Source organism: Flavobacterium sp., from assembly GCF_031381455.1.
Classification (GTDB): Bacteria; Bacteroidota; Bacteroidia; order Flavobacteriales; family Flavobacteriaceae; genus Flavobacterium.
This window is the reverse complement of record NZ_JANMXZ010000001.1, coordinates 1-14,865: the sequence shown is the minus strand read 5'-3', so window position 1 is coordinate 14,865 and position 14,865 is coordinate 1. Positions and strand designations below refer to the sequence as shown.

Annotated in this window: 16 protein-coding genes; 4 read left to right on the top strand and 12 right to left on the bottom strand. The window is 35.1% G+C overall.

The genetic code is table 11. The features are described 5' to 3' along the window. Positions 1-160 precede the first annotated feature (160 nt). Positions 161-1,393, bottom strand: coding sequence for an FtsX-like permease family protein (locus tag RMN97_RS00080; RefSeq protein ID WP_309612483.1), 1,233 nt, complete (start codon positions 1,391-1,393; stop codon positions 161-163). Positions 1,394-1,397: 4 nt separating this feature from the next. Between RMN97_RS00080 and RMN97_RS00075 the strand changes: the two genes are divergently transcribed. Then, a complete protein-coding gene (locus RMN97_RS00075; protein WP_309612481.1) occupies positions 1,398-2,636 on the top strand; it encodes a DUF1343 domain-containing protein in 1,239 nt (412 codons plus the stop codon). 243 nt (positions 2,637-2,879) lie between these two features. Here the strand turns inward: RMN97_RS00075 and RMN97_RS00070 are convergent, their stop codons facing one another. Together RMN97_RS00070 and RMN97_RS00065 are read right to left on the bottom strand one after the other, a co-directional pair. Continuing rightward, entirely contained in the window at positions 2,880-3,281 is a 402-nt protein-coding gene (locus tag RMN97_RS00070; protein WP_309612480.1) for a PH domain-containing protein, read from the bottom strand. A 1-nt stretch (position 3,282) separates the two neighbouring features. Next, the gene (locus RMN97_RS00065; RefSeq protein WP_409024866.1) at positions 3,283-3,783 is read right to left on the bottom strand and encodes a YkgJ family cysteine cluster protein; all 501 of its coding nucleotides are present in this window, start codon (positions 3,781-3,783) and stop codon (positions 3,283-3,285) included. Positions 3,784-3,858: 75 nt separating this feature from the next. On the opposite strand from RMN97_RS00065, the gene RMN97_RS00060 reads away from it, so the two are divergent. Together RMN97_RS00060 and RMN97_RS00055 are read left to right on the top strand one after the other, a co-directional pair. Next, entirely contained in the window at positions 3,859-4,599 is a 741-nt protein-coding gene (locus RMN97_RS00060) for a class I SAM-dependent methyltransferase (RefSeq protein WP_309612479.1), read from the top strand. A gap of 2 nt (positions 4,600-4,601) precedes the next feature. Then, positions 4,602-5,147 (top strand): YfiT family bacillithiol transferase, encoded by a 546-nt coding sequence (locus RMN97_RS00055; protein WP_309612478.1) that lies wholly within the window; start codon positions 4,602-4,604, stop codon positions 5,145-5,147. Between the two features lie 102 nt (positions 5,148-5,249). On the opposite strand, the gene RMN97_RS00050 is transcribed toward RMN97_RS00055, so the two are convergent. The 9 genes from RMN97_RS00050 to RMN97_RS00010 form a co-directional block, all read right to left on the bottom strand. Further along, on the bottom strand, positions 5,250-6,407 hold the full coding sequence (locus tag RMN97_RS00050) for an aminotransferase class V-fold PLP-dependent enzyme (protein ID WP_309612477.1): 1,158 nt from the start codon (positions 6,405-6,407) through the stop codon (positions 5,250-5,252). Positions 6,408-6,413: 6 nt separating this feature from the next. Beyond that, on the bottom strand, positions 6,414-7,139 hold the full coding sequence (locus tag RMN97_RS00045; RefSeq protein WP_309612476.1) for an energy transducer TonB: 726 nt from the start codon (positions 7,137-7,139) through the stop codon (positions 6,414-6,416). A gap of 9 nt (positions 7,140-7,148) precedes the next feature. Continuing rightward, positions 7,149-7,781, bottom strand: a complete 633-nt coding sequence (locus tag RMN97_RS00040) for a 7-carboxy-7-deazaguanine synthase QueE (protein ID WP_309612475.1) — start codon at positions 7,779-7,781, stop codon at positions 7,149-7,151. 106 nt (positions 7,782-7,887) lie between these two features. Continuing rightward, a complete protein-coding gene (locus RMN97_RS00035; RefSeq protein WP_309612474.1) occupies positions 7,888-9,549 on the bottom strand; it encodes a tetratricopeptide repeat protein in 1,662 nt (553 codons plus the stop codon). A gap of 10 nt (positions 9,550-9,559) precedes the next feature. Then, positions 9,560-10,477: a substrate-binding domain-containing protein gene (locus RMN97_RS00030; RefSeq protein WP_309612473.1), complete on the bottom strand. Its 918-nt coding sequence runs from the start codon at positions 10,475-10,477 to the stop codon at positions 9,560-9,562. Between the two features lie 236 nt (positions 10,478-10,713). Then, the gene (locus tag RMN97_RS00025; protein ID WP_309612472.1) at positions 10,714-11,499 is read right to left on the bottom strand and encodes an energy transducer TonB; all 786 of its coding nucleotides are present in this window, start codon (positions 11,497-11,499) and stop codon (positions 10,714-10,716) included. 12 nt (positions 11,500-11,511) lie between these two features. Beyond that, positions 11,512-12,117: a biopolymer transporter ExbD gene (locus tag RMN97_RS00020; RefSeq protein ID WP_309612471.1), complete on the bottom strand. Its 606-nt coding sequence runs from the start codon at positions 12,115-12,117 to the stop codon at positions 11,512-11,514. A gap of 17 nt (positions 12,118-12,134) precedes the next feature. Further along, complete coding sequence (locus RMN97_RS00015; protein ID WP_309612470.1) at positions 12,135-12,743, bottom strand: biopolymer transporter ExbD; 609 nt, start codon at positions 12,741-12,743, stop codon at positions 12,135-12,137. A 34-nt stretch (positions 12,744-12,777) separates the two neighbouring features. Then, positions 12,778-13,599 (bottom strand): MotA/TolQ/ExbB proton channel family protein, encoded by an 822-nt coding sequence (locus tag RMN97_RS00010; protein WP_309612469.1) that lies wholly within the window; start codon positions 13,597-13,599, stop codon positions 12,778-12,780. Between the two features lie 381 nt (positions 13,600-13,980). Here RMN97_RS00010 and RMN97_RS00005 point away from each other — a divergent pair. Next, positions 13,981-14,865, top strand: an 885-nt coding sequence (locus RMN97_RS00005) for a helicase HerA-like domain-containing protein (protein WP_309612468.1), incomplete at its 3' end; no start/stop codon positions are given.

Genomic DNA, 14,865 nt, shown 5'->3' with positions numbered 1-14,865 from the left:
GGGTTTTACAACACCATTTAAACAAGGCTAACCGTATTGGATACCTACGGCAGCCCTGAAGAAAACAAAAAGTCATCTCTAGCCCCGATAGAAGCAAGCTACCTCGTAGCGCGGATAGCGGGAATAAACGTCCTGAGGACAGAATTCGTTGTGCTGCTAACTACTCAAAACGAATAGACTTTGAAGGTGTAATTTTAGTAATAATAAAAGATGGGATAAGTAAAACCAACAGGCAGATTACTACAGTTCCTATATTGAGTAATAGTATGTAGAACAAATTGATATCGACCGGAGCTATGTTGACATAGTAACTTTCGGGGTTGAGTTTGATGATGCCGAAGTGTTTTTGGAGTAATAGCAACCCTATTCCGATGACATTACCCAAAAGTAATCCACGACCGATTAAGTAGGCTGCGTTGTAGAGAAAAACTTTTCGGATAGACCAATTGTTGGCACCGAGCGATTTTAGAATTCCTATCATTTGAGTTCTTTCGAGAATTAGAACCAAAAGTGCGACTACCATATTTATAGTAGAAACAGCTATCATGACAATTAGGATCACGAGGATATTGAAGTCGAAAAGCTTGAGCCATTCGAAGATGTAATAGAATTTCTCCACTATGGTTTGGGAATCAAGCGTGGAAGATATTTCCTGGTAGACTTGTTGGCCTTTGCTTTCTATTTGAGTAAAATCGTCAACAAAAACTTCAAAAGAACCGATTTGTTCTGGACTCCATTTGTTGATACGTTGCACGTGACGAATATCGCCAATGACATAACTGGCATCGAATTCCTGAAAACCTGAATTGTATATTCCGACTATTTTGAAATTACGCAAGTTGTAGCCTTCGCTGTTTTCTTTCATGAAGTAAGTCACAAACTTGTCTCCTAGTTTTAGCCCCAAACGATTGCACAAATATTGTGAAATAAGCACTTCTTCATTGAGATTGGCTTTGAAGTTGGGCAATCTTCCTTTGACTAAATATTCTTTTAGATTATCGATTTGATACTCTTTGCCAACGCCTTTAAAAATAATTCCTTCGAAAGCCGATTCGGTTCTGATGATTCCGGCTTTACTGGCTACGGCCTGAACGTGCGTTATACCGTCAACGTTTTTGAAGTTTGGATAAAAGCTTTGATGAATGGAAATTGGCGTTGTGCTGACATCTGAATTGTTGTCGTTGTAACCCGAAATAATTATATGTCCGTTAAAAGCCGAAACTTTCTGGCGTATTTTTTGTTGCAACCCAATTCCTGTCGCAATAGAAACAATCATCATAATCATTCCGAGTGCGATTGCAGTGATGGCAATTTTTATTATTGGCGCAGAAATACTACTTTTATGGTCTTTAGCAGTAATGAGTCGTTTCGCTATAAAATATTCTAATTTCAATGCTATGATTTCAAATTCGGTGTTCAAAAATACAGTTTTATTCTCGGTTTTGCTAATCGTTTCTTGCAGTAGTTCGGGAAAGAATATAGAAAATAGAGAAAAGAAAATAGAAATTACTTCTGAAAAACCAACTCAGGGAATTCAAACTGGGGCAGAGAATTATAATGCTTATCTTCCTTTATTAAAAGATAAAAAAGTTGGCATTGTTACCAATCAGACTGGCGTATTAAACTACTATTCTCCCGAAGAAACGCAGGTAAATTTAAACATTGTAGATTTTCTACTATATAAAAAAATCAATCTTCAAAAAATATTCGCTCCCGAGCATGGTTTCCGAGGCACAGCTGATGCCGGTGAACACGTTGTTGACGGAAAAGATGACAAAACGGGCTTGCCAATTATTTCGCTTTATGGAGACAACAAAAAACCAAAACCCGAGCAATTAGCTGGTCTTAATATTTTAGTTTTTGACTTGCAGGATGTTGGCGCACGATTCTATACATATATTTCTTCGCTTCATTATATAATGGAAGCTTGTGCAGAAAATAATGTGCAACTTATAGTTTTGGACAGACCAAATCCGAATGGTGGAATTGTCGACGGGCCGATTTTGGAAAAGGAATTCACCAGTTTTGTGGGCATGCATCCCATTCCGTTATTGCACGGCATGACGATTGGCGAATATGCCAAAATGATAAATGGTGAAAAATGGTTGAAAAACGGAATTCAATGCAAACTGACTGTGATTCCGTGTTTGAATTACAAACGTGAACTATTTTATAGTTTGCCTGTTAAACCTTCACCTAATTTACCGAATGACCAAGCCATCAACTTGTATGCGAGTTTGTGTTTGTTTGAAGGAACGAATGTTAGTGTTGGTCGTGGCACCGAAAAGCAATTCCAGATTTATGGTTCACCGTTTTTACCAAAAGGTAATTTTAGTTTTACACCTATACCCAATTTTGGATCAAAAGAACCGCCGTATAAAAATCAACTTTGTTATGGTGAAGATTTGACTCAGGCACCAAAAGTGAGCAAATTGGAATTAAAATGGCTGCTCAAAGCCTATCGCCAAACTGCTGATAAATCGAAATTCTTTATTCCTTTCTTTACTAAATTAGCCGGAACAAAAAAACTCCAACAGCAAATTGAAGTCGGAATTTCAGAAGCTGAAATTAGAAAATCTTGGGAAAAGGGATTGAGTGATTTTAAGGAAATGCGGAAGAAGTATCTTATCTATTAAAAAGCCCTTTAACTGAAATAAATAACGAATAAAACAAAAGGCTAATAATTGTTAAGATTCCAAACACAACTAAAGACAATAAAAAAACTTCATACATTTGGAAGGCAAATGAGTTTGTTGTCGTATCCGAATCAATCAAAAAACCAAATACAGTTAGCGCAAGAGCAATTATATAGACATATATTAAAAATCTCAGGTTTTTCATAATCTTCTTTTATTGATAACGCAAAACATAAAGCTTTATTATACTTTGACTTCTATATTTGGATTGATTTCAAGTAAATCATTAAGGAAACTTTGCTTTTCTTTTGGAGAAATATAGACTTCATCAAACTTATTGAACTTAATCGCTATTCTATCCAACGATAACGCTGGTGAGCTCAAAATGCTATTCGTCTTTTCTATTTTTCTGATTTTTGAAATTTCTATTCTATCGTTTACAATAAACATGCATTTAACAATCAGTTGATTTTCTGCAATAATATATCTGGTAGATTTTGAAATAAAAACAATAAACAACAGGCAAAGTAAAATTCCTAGGTAACCTATCCATTCTCCTTGAATAATGGATGCAATACTTCTAAATATGGGATAAACTAAAATTAATCCCAGCCACCAATCTATTTTTGATTTATATATTTTCATTTTATAAAGGTATTTTTTTCTTCATTTCTTCCACAATATTATACGCTGCAGGGCAAACAGCAACATTTTTTAAGGTCAAATCCGAAATTTGTTGGAACTTCTTTCTGTCAGTGTGTGGAAATTCACGACAAGCTTTTGGACGCACATCATAAATCATACAGTAATTTTCATTGTCTAAAAACGTACACGGAACACTTTGCAGCACATAATCCTTATCTTCATCAATACGAAGGTATTGGTCAATAAATTGTTGTGGCTTTTGTTTCAGATGTTTTGAAATTCGTTCGATATCGGCTGAAGTAAACAATGGCCCGGTTGTTTTACAGCAATTAGCACAGTTCAAACAATCAGTGCGTTTGAATTCGGCATCGTGCAATTCCTGCATCACATAATCGATATTTTTTGGTGCTTTCTTTTTGAGCTTATCAAAATACTTTTTGTTTTCGATATGCTTATCTTTGGCTAACTTTTGGATTTCGTTTAAAGATGGTTTCAGACTCATGCTGCAAAATTAAACAACTTCTGATTAAATTAACTTAAAAACTGAGGAGATTGCTTCGTGCCTCGCAATGACAACATGAAAGACCTTTTCGGCCAAGCCATACTCGATTTTCAAACTAACAATTCGCCCGAAGATTTGGTTACTGAAACCAACATTTCCGAAGCGGATGAAATGAGTGTTGGGTATCTTTTTAGAAATTTCAATGAAATGCCAAAACTGGAAAGGAAAGCATTACAACTTGCCAAAGGAAAAGTTCTCGATGTAGGTTGCGGTGCCGGAAGTCATGCTTTGTATCTTCAGGAAAAAGGATTTGACGTTACCGCTATTGATATTTCGGCAAATGCTATTAAAACTTGCGATTTACGTGGTTTGAAAAAAGCCCGAGTTCAGAATATTTTAGAAGTTTCTACTGACCCGAGCGAAAGCGAACTGGCGAAGCAAAAATTTGACACGATTCTATTATTAATGAACGGCACAGGAATCTTCGGAACATTAGCTGAAACCTCAAAATATATCCAGAAACTAAAATCGCTTTTGAATCCGAATGGACAAATCTTACTTGACAGTTCAGATATTATTTATATGTTTGATAAAACTGATCCCGAAGTTTCGAGAGGAAGTTATTTAATTCCAGCTGACGGTTATTATGGCGAACTTACTTTCACAATTTCGTATAAAAATGAAACCGAAGAAACGTTCCCTTGGCTTTACATGGATTATAACACTTTGCAAAATGCCGCACATGCCAACGGTTTGCAATGCGAATTGGTTCAAGAAGGCAAACACTTTGATTATTTAGCAAAACTAACTCTTTAAAAATGGAAAATATTGAATTAGAAAAACTGCGTTACCCGATTGAAAAATTTGAAGCTCCACAAATTTATACTCCCGAGCTTTTAGCGAAAGCCATACAAACTATCGAATCGTTTCCAGAAAAATTGAAAGCCGAAGTAGCACATTTGTCAAATATCCAACTTGAAACTCCATATCGTCCCGAAGGCTGGACGATTCGCCAAGTCGTGCATCATTGTGCCGACAGCCATATGAATTGTTTTATCCGATTGAAATGGACGATGACCGAAAACAATCCGACGATAAAATTCTATTATGAAAATCTTTGGGCAGAAGGTATTGACAACAAAACCATGCCTATTGAACCGACACTACAATTTTTAGAAGGATTGCATTATCGCTTGGCATTTGTAATGAAAATTTTGTCTGAAGTCGATATGGAAATGGCTTATATTCATCCTGAACACAACAAGGAATTCCAACTTCGCGAAATGATTTGTTTGTATGAATGGCATTGCAACCATCATTTGGCTCACATTACTGAACTCAAGAAAAGAAAAAACTGGAAGTAGTATTTGAAGCTAATCCGGCTGTCCGCTCTATTTTTTGTTTTGTGCTTCGACAAGCTCAGCATGACAAAACAAAAAGATGCCGCTTCCATCCGGGCTAGGATTCTAGACTTGAATCAAATCTGTCGTTTTGATGATGTCTTCCAAAGCCTTGTATAAAACATCCAAATCTGCTTGCGAATTATACGCATTGATAGAATATCGGATATAATAATTTCCATTAAGTGGCATAACTGGAATTTGGATTTTATACTTTGAATACAACACTTCTTTTAGTTCCGCTGGCTTTTTGGTATTGACAGGAACGCTCGCCATTTGCCCTAAAAATTCAGCTGTAATTGGACTAAGTGGTTTTGTATTTAGCAAATCACAAAAGCGTTGGTAGTTATCAAAAACAATTTGTTTGCAATCTTTCGAAACCGCTTTCCAGTTGTTTTGCTCTAAAAATTCTACCACTTTTGGTGTACATAAAAAAGTTGAAACATCTCTGGTTCCCTGTAATTCATGATAATCCAAAAACTGGCTTTCGCCTGGTGCCACACTTTCGTAACCCCAACTTACTACCAAAGGTTCTAAAGCATCTTGCAATTCCGGTTTTACATATAAGAACGAACTTCCTTTTGGCGCTAACATCCATTTGTGCAAGGTTCCTGTGTAGTAATCCGGATTTAAGGCTGAAATATTTAAATCGATATGTGCCGGAACATGTGCGCCATCAACAATTGTTATCAGTCCTAATGCTGCGGCTCTATCGCAAATTTCTTTTACCGGAAAAATTAAGGCTGTGGCACTAGACATTTGATTCAGAAAAATCACTTTGGTGTTTTGATTATAGCCTTTCCAGAATTCTTCTATGACTTGTTCTTTAGATACAACTGGTAAGCTTATGTTTTGTCGAATATATTTTGCCCCAGATTTTTTGCAATAGAAATTCCAAGTTCTGTCCATGGCACCATACTCGTGATTGGTGGCTAAAATTTCATCTCCCGCATTTAACTTTATGCTTCGCATAATAATGTTAATCGCATACGTTGGATTTGAGGTGAAAAATAAATCTCCGCCTTGGCAACCCACAAATTTAGCTAAACTTTCTCGGGCTATTTTTAAATACTTTGGCTGTTTTTTGACTATAAACTCAACAGGATCTGATTCGAGTTCTCTTTGAAAACGTTGGAATTCTTCAAAAATAGGTTTGGGGCAAGAACCAAATGAGCCGTGATTTAAGAAAGTGATATTTTGGTTTAATAGGAATTGTGGTTTCATATGTGCCTATTCTGGAATGTCAATAGTTAAAGGCAAAGTATACGGTGTCTTTACTGGCTTACCATCTTTTTTTGCTGGTGTCCATTTATTGCCTGTTGTTTTTAAAACCCTTATCAGTTCTTGTGCTGTTCCGTATCCTAAATCCTTGATAACTTTATAATCACCAATACTTCCATCTTCATTAATAACAAAACTAACTATAACTTGACCTTTCAGTCCAGGAGCATCAGGGAGTTTGTAATTTTTATTTATATATTCATAAAACTTAGATAATCCGCCAGGCCTTTTACCTTCATTTCTATTTGAGTTTTCATTAGTTTCTTTTACTTCAGAAGTATTCTCTAAAGGCTTAGGTTTAAGATTAAACACCATGGGATATTTTATCTCAATGCTGATTGGTTTTCCTCCGCGTTTGGCTGGTTCCCATTTTGGACACATCTTCAAAACCCTTATAAATTCAGTTGCTGATTCGATATCTAAAAGTTGAGTAATCCTTATTTTGGTTACGTTTCCTTCTTGGTCAATAGTAAAAGTTGCTTCTAACTTTCCCAGTTTTGTAACTTTCGAATAATCGAAATTTCTATTTATAAATGCCGTAAAGTTGTCAATTCCGCCTCCTCCGAATTTAGCTTCAATTCTATCTCCATTTAAATATACTTCACCTTCTCCTCCTATTTGTGAAAATCCGGAAATTGGCAATAATACAAACAAAAACAACTTAATTAGTTTCATATACTGATTTTAAGGAATATTCAAATATTTATGGGTTTGCAAGGACACTCTCCATTTTGGATTGTTCATTACATAATCGACAATTAGTGGCGTCATTTCTTCTTTTTTGCTCCATTCAGGTTGCAGGAAAAGAATAGCATTAGGGTTTACTTTGGCGGCTTGTTCTTCAGCAAAAATAAAATCGTGCTTGTTATAAACGATAACTTTTAATTCATTAGCAATCGCATACGCATCGGCAACCGGCAATTTGTTTTTCTTTGGCGAAAGACAAAACCAATCCCAAGTCCCAGTCACAGGATAAGCACCAGAAGTTTCGATATGCACTTTTAGATTTTTGCATTTTAGTTTTTGGGTAAGCAATGTCATATCCCAAGTCAAAGGCTCACCACCAGTCACTACAACCGTATCAGCATATTTCTTAGCATTGGCAACAATAATATCCGTTTCAGTTGGCGGATGCAATTCGGCATTCCAACTTTCCTTAACATCACACCAATGACAACCTACATCGCAACCACCAATCCGAATAAAATAGGCAGCTGTTCCTGTATGAAATCCTTCACCCTGAATGGTATAAAACTCTTCCATGAGTGGAAGCATTTCTCCTTTTTCAACGGCCAACTGTGTTTCTTTTGATAACATTTTATTTAATTTATCCCGAAGTTTCGGGAGGCAAAGATAAGTCCTTTTAAATAAAAAACCGCCCCGATTTTGAATCGAGACGGTTTTAAAAAAATGCTGTTCTTTTTTACTTTAATAATTTCATTGCTTCAAGCGCATACGCATTAGCTGGGTCAAGTGCTAAGGTTTTGTTTAGCATTTCTTTTGCTTTTGTTTTATCCGAATTAGCTAAAGCTGATGCTATATTGTTGTATGACTCTATAAACTTAGCTTTGTTTTTAGTAACTTCTTCTTCACCTTTTGCTGTTACTACATCAATATACTGTTGGTAGTAAGTGGCCATCATTTCGTCATTTTCTAATAATCTATTAGTTCTTGCTCTGAAAAGATAAGCGTCTTGTGTTGTTGGTGAAGCCGTAATTACATTCCCAAAAGCAGCATCGGCTTTTTGTAACGTAATTGGATCTGGTTTTACAATATCTTTTCTAGTGTTGTCATAATAAAATGAGTTTCCAAGATAGAAATTGTCAATCAAATAATTTTTAGAATTTGGATTGGCAACCGCAACTTCAAATACTGCTGCTGCTGCTGCGAATGCTTTCTGGTCGTAAAGTTTTTTTCCAATTTCATTCAATTCATTAGCCGCTAATGGCTCCATTTCAACTGCCTTTTTTAAATCTGCAACTCCAGATGCTAACTGTGTAGGATCAATCAACTTTCCATCAGCACTTGCTCCTTTTTTAATTTTGGCTTGACCTAAATACAAATAATCACGAGGGATAATTTTATTTGAAGCGTTTGCAGTATAATTTTGCAAAGACGTTAAAGCTACATCAACATTTCCATTTTCATAAGCTGAATACCCTAAGTAACGTAGAATTCTTGGATTAACGCCATCTAATTCTTTCATCTTGTTAGCTTCCAATTCTAGTGCTTTGTAATCTTTTGCCAAGATTAAAAAGTCAGCATGACGCATACGTGAAGTGATTGAATAGTCTGTTAAAGTCAAGTATTTTTCATAAAAGCTTAATGCTTTTTGAATATTTTCATCATAGGTTTTTGGAATATTGTTTCCCCATAAATAGTGAGTTTCCGCTAATTCACGATAAACCGGACCATAATTTGGGTTGATAGCAATTACTTCTTTATATGCTTTTACCGCTTCTGTATAGGCTTTCGCGCCTTTTAACAAAACCCCTAATTGCATTTTCGCTCTAATTAAACTGTTATCAAACTGATACGCATTTCGATAAGCAACATAAGAATCATTTTGATTTTTATCTCCGTAGTAGGCATCACCTAATGCCAATTGTACTTGAGCATCATTTGGATTAGCTGCCGCTGCTTTTGTTAAAATGGTGATGGCACTTTTATAATCCGGTTTATCAGCATTCATGAAAGCACGAGCGATATAAACATACTCTTCGGTGTCTTTCTTTTTCAATTCTTTGATGACCAAATCAAATTTAGCTTGTGCGGCTACTCTGTTGTTGGCATCCAAATCTAATTGCCCTAAACCAATATTATTGAATCTTGTACCTTCACTTGCGGCCAATCCTTTTTGAAAATAGATTGAAGCCGAATCGGAAATATTTTGTTTTAGGTAAATGTTTCCTAAAAGAAATGCCGCTTTACCATTTGCAGGTTTTGCTTGTATAACTGATTTTAACAACGATTTTGCTTTTTCAAATTGTTCAGCATCAATAGCTTTCTTCGCTGGCTCTAAATCTTGTGCTTTCGCAATGGTTGTTGCTACTAACGCTAGGCTGAAAATTTTTAACTTGTTCATCTTCTTCTGTTTAATTTTTATCTTTTGTAATTGTATTTCTAATGCTAATTTTTCTGGCTGGGATTCGCTCAGGAACTAGACCTGATTTTAAAATTATGCGTTGTCCTCTTTCTCCTGTAAGGAAGGATTTAAATCCCATTCCAAGTCCAGCATATCCTTGACAGTTGACGATATACAAACGTCGTGCCAAAGGATACTTTCCTTGTGCCAGATTATCTTGTGTTGGAAAAAAATATTCTGATTTATTCATATCTTTAACGCTTAACACATTTACATTATCTACAGTTTCTTGTAAATCTAATGGCGGTTGAAAAATCCAATTCATTCCTATAACGCCAACCATGTCTTTATTTTTGGCAACATATTTCAAAACTTCTTCATTGGTTTTAAATGAAAAAACATTTTTCTGATTGTTAACCTGAACTCCTGAGATGTCAGAAATATATCTCGCTGTACTCGAATTAGCATTGTCAAAAACCAATCCTTTAATATTTGGAACGACTTTTCCATTAACAAAATCAATAACGTCTTTTAATGCGATTAAAGTATCGTTGGTTGTTTTGCTTTTAATAAAAGCAACAGCATCAGTTGCAAAAGGAGCAATTCTTGGTGTGATTTTTTTGCTTTGAAAAGCTTTTAATTCTTTAGCTGTAAGTGTTCTGGTTAAAATTACAATTCTTGCTGTATCGTTAAACAAATCATTAATTATTTCATTTTCTGATTTTGAAACCAAATGTAATTTGGCATCATATTCTGCTTCAAATACGGCTGCTTCATCTTCAACTATTGGCAATATAGATTCATCAACATAGATTGTTGCCTTTCCTTCTGTAATCGTATCAATAACTTCGTTTTTCTTTTGACAGGAAAAAACGAAAAGCAAGGTTAACAAAGCAAAGCCAACAAGTGTCTTGGTTAATTTATTCATTTCTAAATTTATTCTTCTTTATTAAAGAAACGCAAAAATCGTAAAAAAGAATATACTATCAGTAAAATTCCAAAAACAATTCTGTATTTATAATCTAATGATAAAGGTAGTGACTTCCAAAATATGATAGCGAGTCCGAATGTTAAATAAATCAAAAAAAAGAAAATGCCTATAACGAGAAGAAACCGCTCTTTAAGCGATTTCTTCTGAAAGTTTTCTATGATTTTTGAAATCATTTATTCTGCTGATTGGATTGAAATTGGTAAAGAATATAGTACTCTAACTTTCTTACCATTTTGCTCACCAGGATTCCATCTTGGACAAGATTTTAAAACTCTGATAGCTTCTTTGCCTGTTCCATATCCGATATCTCTGAGTACTTTTATATCTGTAAGCGAACCGTCTTTTTCAACTACAAACGTTACAAATACTTTTCCTTTTAATCCTTCTTCTTCCGGAACTTGGAAATTCTTACCAACAAATTTGTAGAATTTATCCAATCCTCCAGGGAAATCTGGTTTTACTTCGATACCGGCAGTGTTGTAGATATTGTTATCTTCTTCCACTACGCTTGGCCCAGTTCCAACTGGTTCGACACTTAATTCAGCATCTGGATCACCTTCAATAGTCTTATCACCAATTTTTTTATCTTTTATTTCTTCCACTTTTGGTGGTTCTTCGGTCACTTCATCCGCTTTAGCTACAACCGGTTTTACAAATTTTACTTGATCTACTTTTGGCGGTGGCGGTGGCGGTGGCGGAACATTTTCTTTTGGTTTTTCCTTTGGTGGTAATTTTACCGTTGTGATTTTTTGATCTAAAACATCATCATCTGAACCATCCGGAAGTAAATTGGCTAGTACAGGAAGACTAACCAAGAAAGTAAAAATAACACCTCCAAGAATAAGAGCCCTAACTGTAGTCTTACCATTTGTTCTTCTTAGTTCGTAAGCACCATATAACTTATTACGCCCTTCAAAAACGATATCTACCCATTGATTTTTTAATAAATCTAATTTCATGTCTTTTCTTTTTTAATTAGATTGAGGATTAGGAGTTTTTTCGGTCGTTGGAGTTGCAGTATCAGGGGCTCCTCCTCCAATTAATTTGCTTTCTTCAGGTGTAAACTCATTTACAATGGCGTAAGTAGGAACACCTACAATTGCCATTTCATCAAGTATATCAACTAAATTACGATAATTTGACTTCTTACTTGGTTTGATAATTACAATCATTCCTTTGTCTTTGGTTCCGGTATATTGAAGAACTGCCTCTTTTCTGCTCAACAATTCTTTTCGGATTCCGTCTTTACCATATTCAAAGTCTTTTGGCGCACCACCTGAAACAGGAGTTGCCAATAAACCCACAAAACGTACTAATTTATTGTTGTCCCCCAACAATATGGTCATGGTACGATTCTCATCAACCTTTACTTTAGTGTCTGTTTCATCGTCTTTATCTGGCAAACCCAAATTCATCGATTGGGGTTTAGACAAGGTCGTGGTAAGCATAAAGAAAGTGATTAATAAGAAAGCCAAATCCACCATAGCCGTTAAGTCTACTTTAGAATTTTGCTTTTTACTCCTTACTTTTTTACTGCCTTTTTTACCACCACCGTCGCCGGTATTTAATTCAGCCATTTAGTATATTTTTAAAATTATTTTTCTTTTCCTCTCAAACCAGTAACCAAACTAAAGCTATTGATTTTTTGATCCTGTAAAATATCCATTACTCTTCTGATAATAGGATACTCTTCTTTAGCATCACCTTTTATAGCAAGTTGCAATTCTTTGTCATGCAACTCGATATTAGCAATTCGGGCATTCTGAACCCAATCTGCCAATTGATTATCCAAAGAATCTTTGGGAATACCAGGTTGCTGAACATTCTTTCTGTCTGCAGGTTTCATATCAAGAATCTGTTTAAGACTCTGAACAGGAACACCAAAACTTTCCATTATTGCAAACTTATTTTGATCATCTTCAGAAAATGTAACGTTATATTTTTGAGCCATTAACTCAAGAGTTCTCAAACGAACATCTTTTCCTTTGATATCAAAAAACACTTTCCCTTGACCTACAGTCAAAGTAGCCAAATCTTTTTCAGGCAACTTAGTCTGTACAGTAGATGCCGGAGTATCAACAGGCATAACTTCAGGAACTTTAGCAGTAGCAGTCAAAATAAAGAACGTAAGCAAAAGGAATGCAACATCACACATCGCCGTCATGTCGGTAGATGTTGACTTTTTTTTCATTTTTATTGCCATTGTTTTATATATTTATTGATAGTGACTATCAAAATTATTGTTTTAAGCTACCTCTAAAATGTCTGTAAGTATTTACGATAGTAGTACCTGCCTCATCAATTGCATAAGTAAGACTGTCGATTTTTGAAGTAAAGAAGTTGTAAGCGATAATTGCTAATGCAGATGTTGCGATACCAGTTGCAGTATTGATCAACGCCTCAGAGATACCATTTGCAAGCTCAGCAGAATCTGCTCCACCGCCACCAGCTAATCCGGCAAATGCTTTAATCATACCAGTTACAGTTCCTAACAATCCTGCAAGAGTTCCTAAAGAAACTAAAGTTGATAAAATCGTCATGTGTTGTTCTAACATTGGCATTTCCAATGAAGTTGCTTCTTCAATTTCTTTGTGAATTGTTTCCGCAGCTTCTTCACTATTGAATCCTTCTTTTTTAACATCTTGATATTTAACTAGAGCAGAACGAATCGCGTTAGCAACAGAACCTTGTTGTTTATCACATGCTGAAATGGCTTCGTCAATATTCCCTGCTTTTACACTAGTTTGAACATTTTTCATAAATACATCTAAACTTCCTTTACCAGTAGCTTTAGTGATTACAAAATATCTTTCAAATGAGAAAACAACTACCATCAACAATAGTCCCATCAAAACAGGAACAATAAACCCTCCTTTGTAAACCATTGCCATATAGTTATCTTTAAGTGGTGCTCCTGTGTTTACCCCACCTTCAAAATTTGATCCTGCACCCATGATAAATTTCCATACAAGAAACCCAACCACAATACTTGCTACAATCACAATACCAGAGAATAACCCTCCTAAATTTGAACTGCCTTCTTTTTTAACGTTTGCCATTTTTTTAATTTTTTAATTTTTAAATAATTTATAAGTCTTAGTTGTTAATAAACTTGATTAGGAGCAAATTTAATTTTTTACTTGAAATAAAAAAACTTTTTTTAACATTAATACTACATCGATTTAATTCGCAATTCATGACCAATTCAGTCATTACAAACAATCATTAAATATTACATAAAAATAGTTATGATTTTCAGAGTTTTACTGCTTTTTTATTATGTATAACGTCAAAAGCTTTGAAAATGTATTTTTTTATCAAACTTTTTTTCAACATTTAAAATTAAGTTTTTTTTATTCCAATTTGAAAACAATTAACATTTCCTTGCTTTTGGAAAAATACATTACTTTGCAATATCTTTATAATCTAAAAAATAGCATATGGCCACAGCATCCGATTTCAGCAAACATATTAATGAAGGTTACGCCTCAAAAGGGGAAAGCATTACCCTTGGCGGTGCCATTTTAAATGGTGAAGCAGTTGTCGACACCTTTGTAAAAGTGCCTTTAAAAACCTTAAACCGTCACGGATTAATTGCCGGTGCCACCGGAACAGGTAAAACAAAAACCATTCAAGTATTGTCTGAACAGTTGTCTTCTTTTGGGATTCCGGTGTTGATGATGGATATCAAAGGTGATTTTTCGGGAATTGCCAAAAAAGGCGAAGAAAAAACTTTTATTACAGAACGTCATGCTAAAATTAATATTCCTTATACCACCGCTTCGTTTCCGGTAGAATTAATGTCGCTTTCACAGCAAAATGGCGTTCGACTAAGAGCAACTGTTTCTGAGTTTGGCCCGGTTTTATTTTCCAGAATTCTCGATTTGAATGATACACAAACGGGCGTTGTTTCGGTAATTTTTAAATATTGCGATGATAACAAAATGCCACTTTTGGATTTAAAAGACATCAAAAAAGTACTGAATTACATCACCGAAGAAGGAAAGGAAGAAATCACAGCAAACTACGGAAAGATTTCAACCTCAACTACAGGAATTATTCTTCGTAAGATTATCGAATTAGAACAACAAGGCGGCGATATCTTTTTTGGCGAAAAGTCATTTGAGATTGACGATTTAATGCGTTTTGACGAAAACGGAAAAGGATATGTGAACATCATCCGCTTGACGGATATTCAGGATAAACCAAAATTGTTCTCTACGTTTATGTTGAGTTTGTTAGCCGAAATCTATCAGCAAATGCCCGAAAAAGGCGATGTTGAACAACCAGAATTAGTCATCTTTATTGACGAAGCGCATTTGATT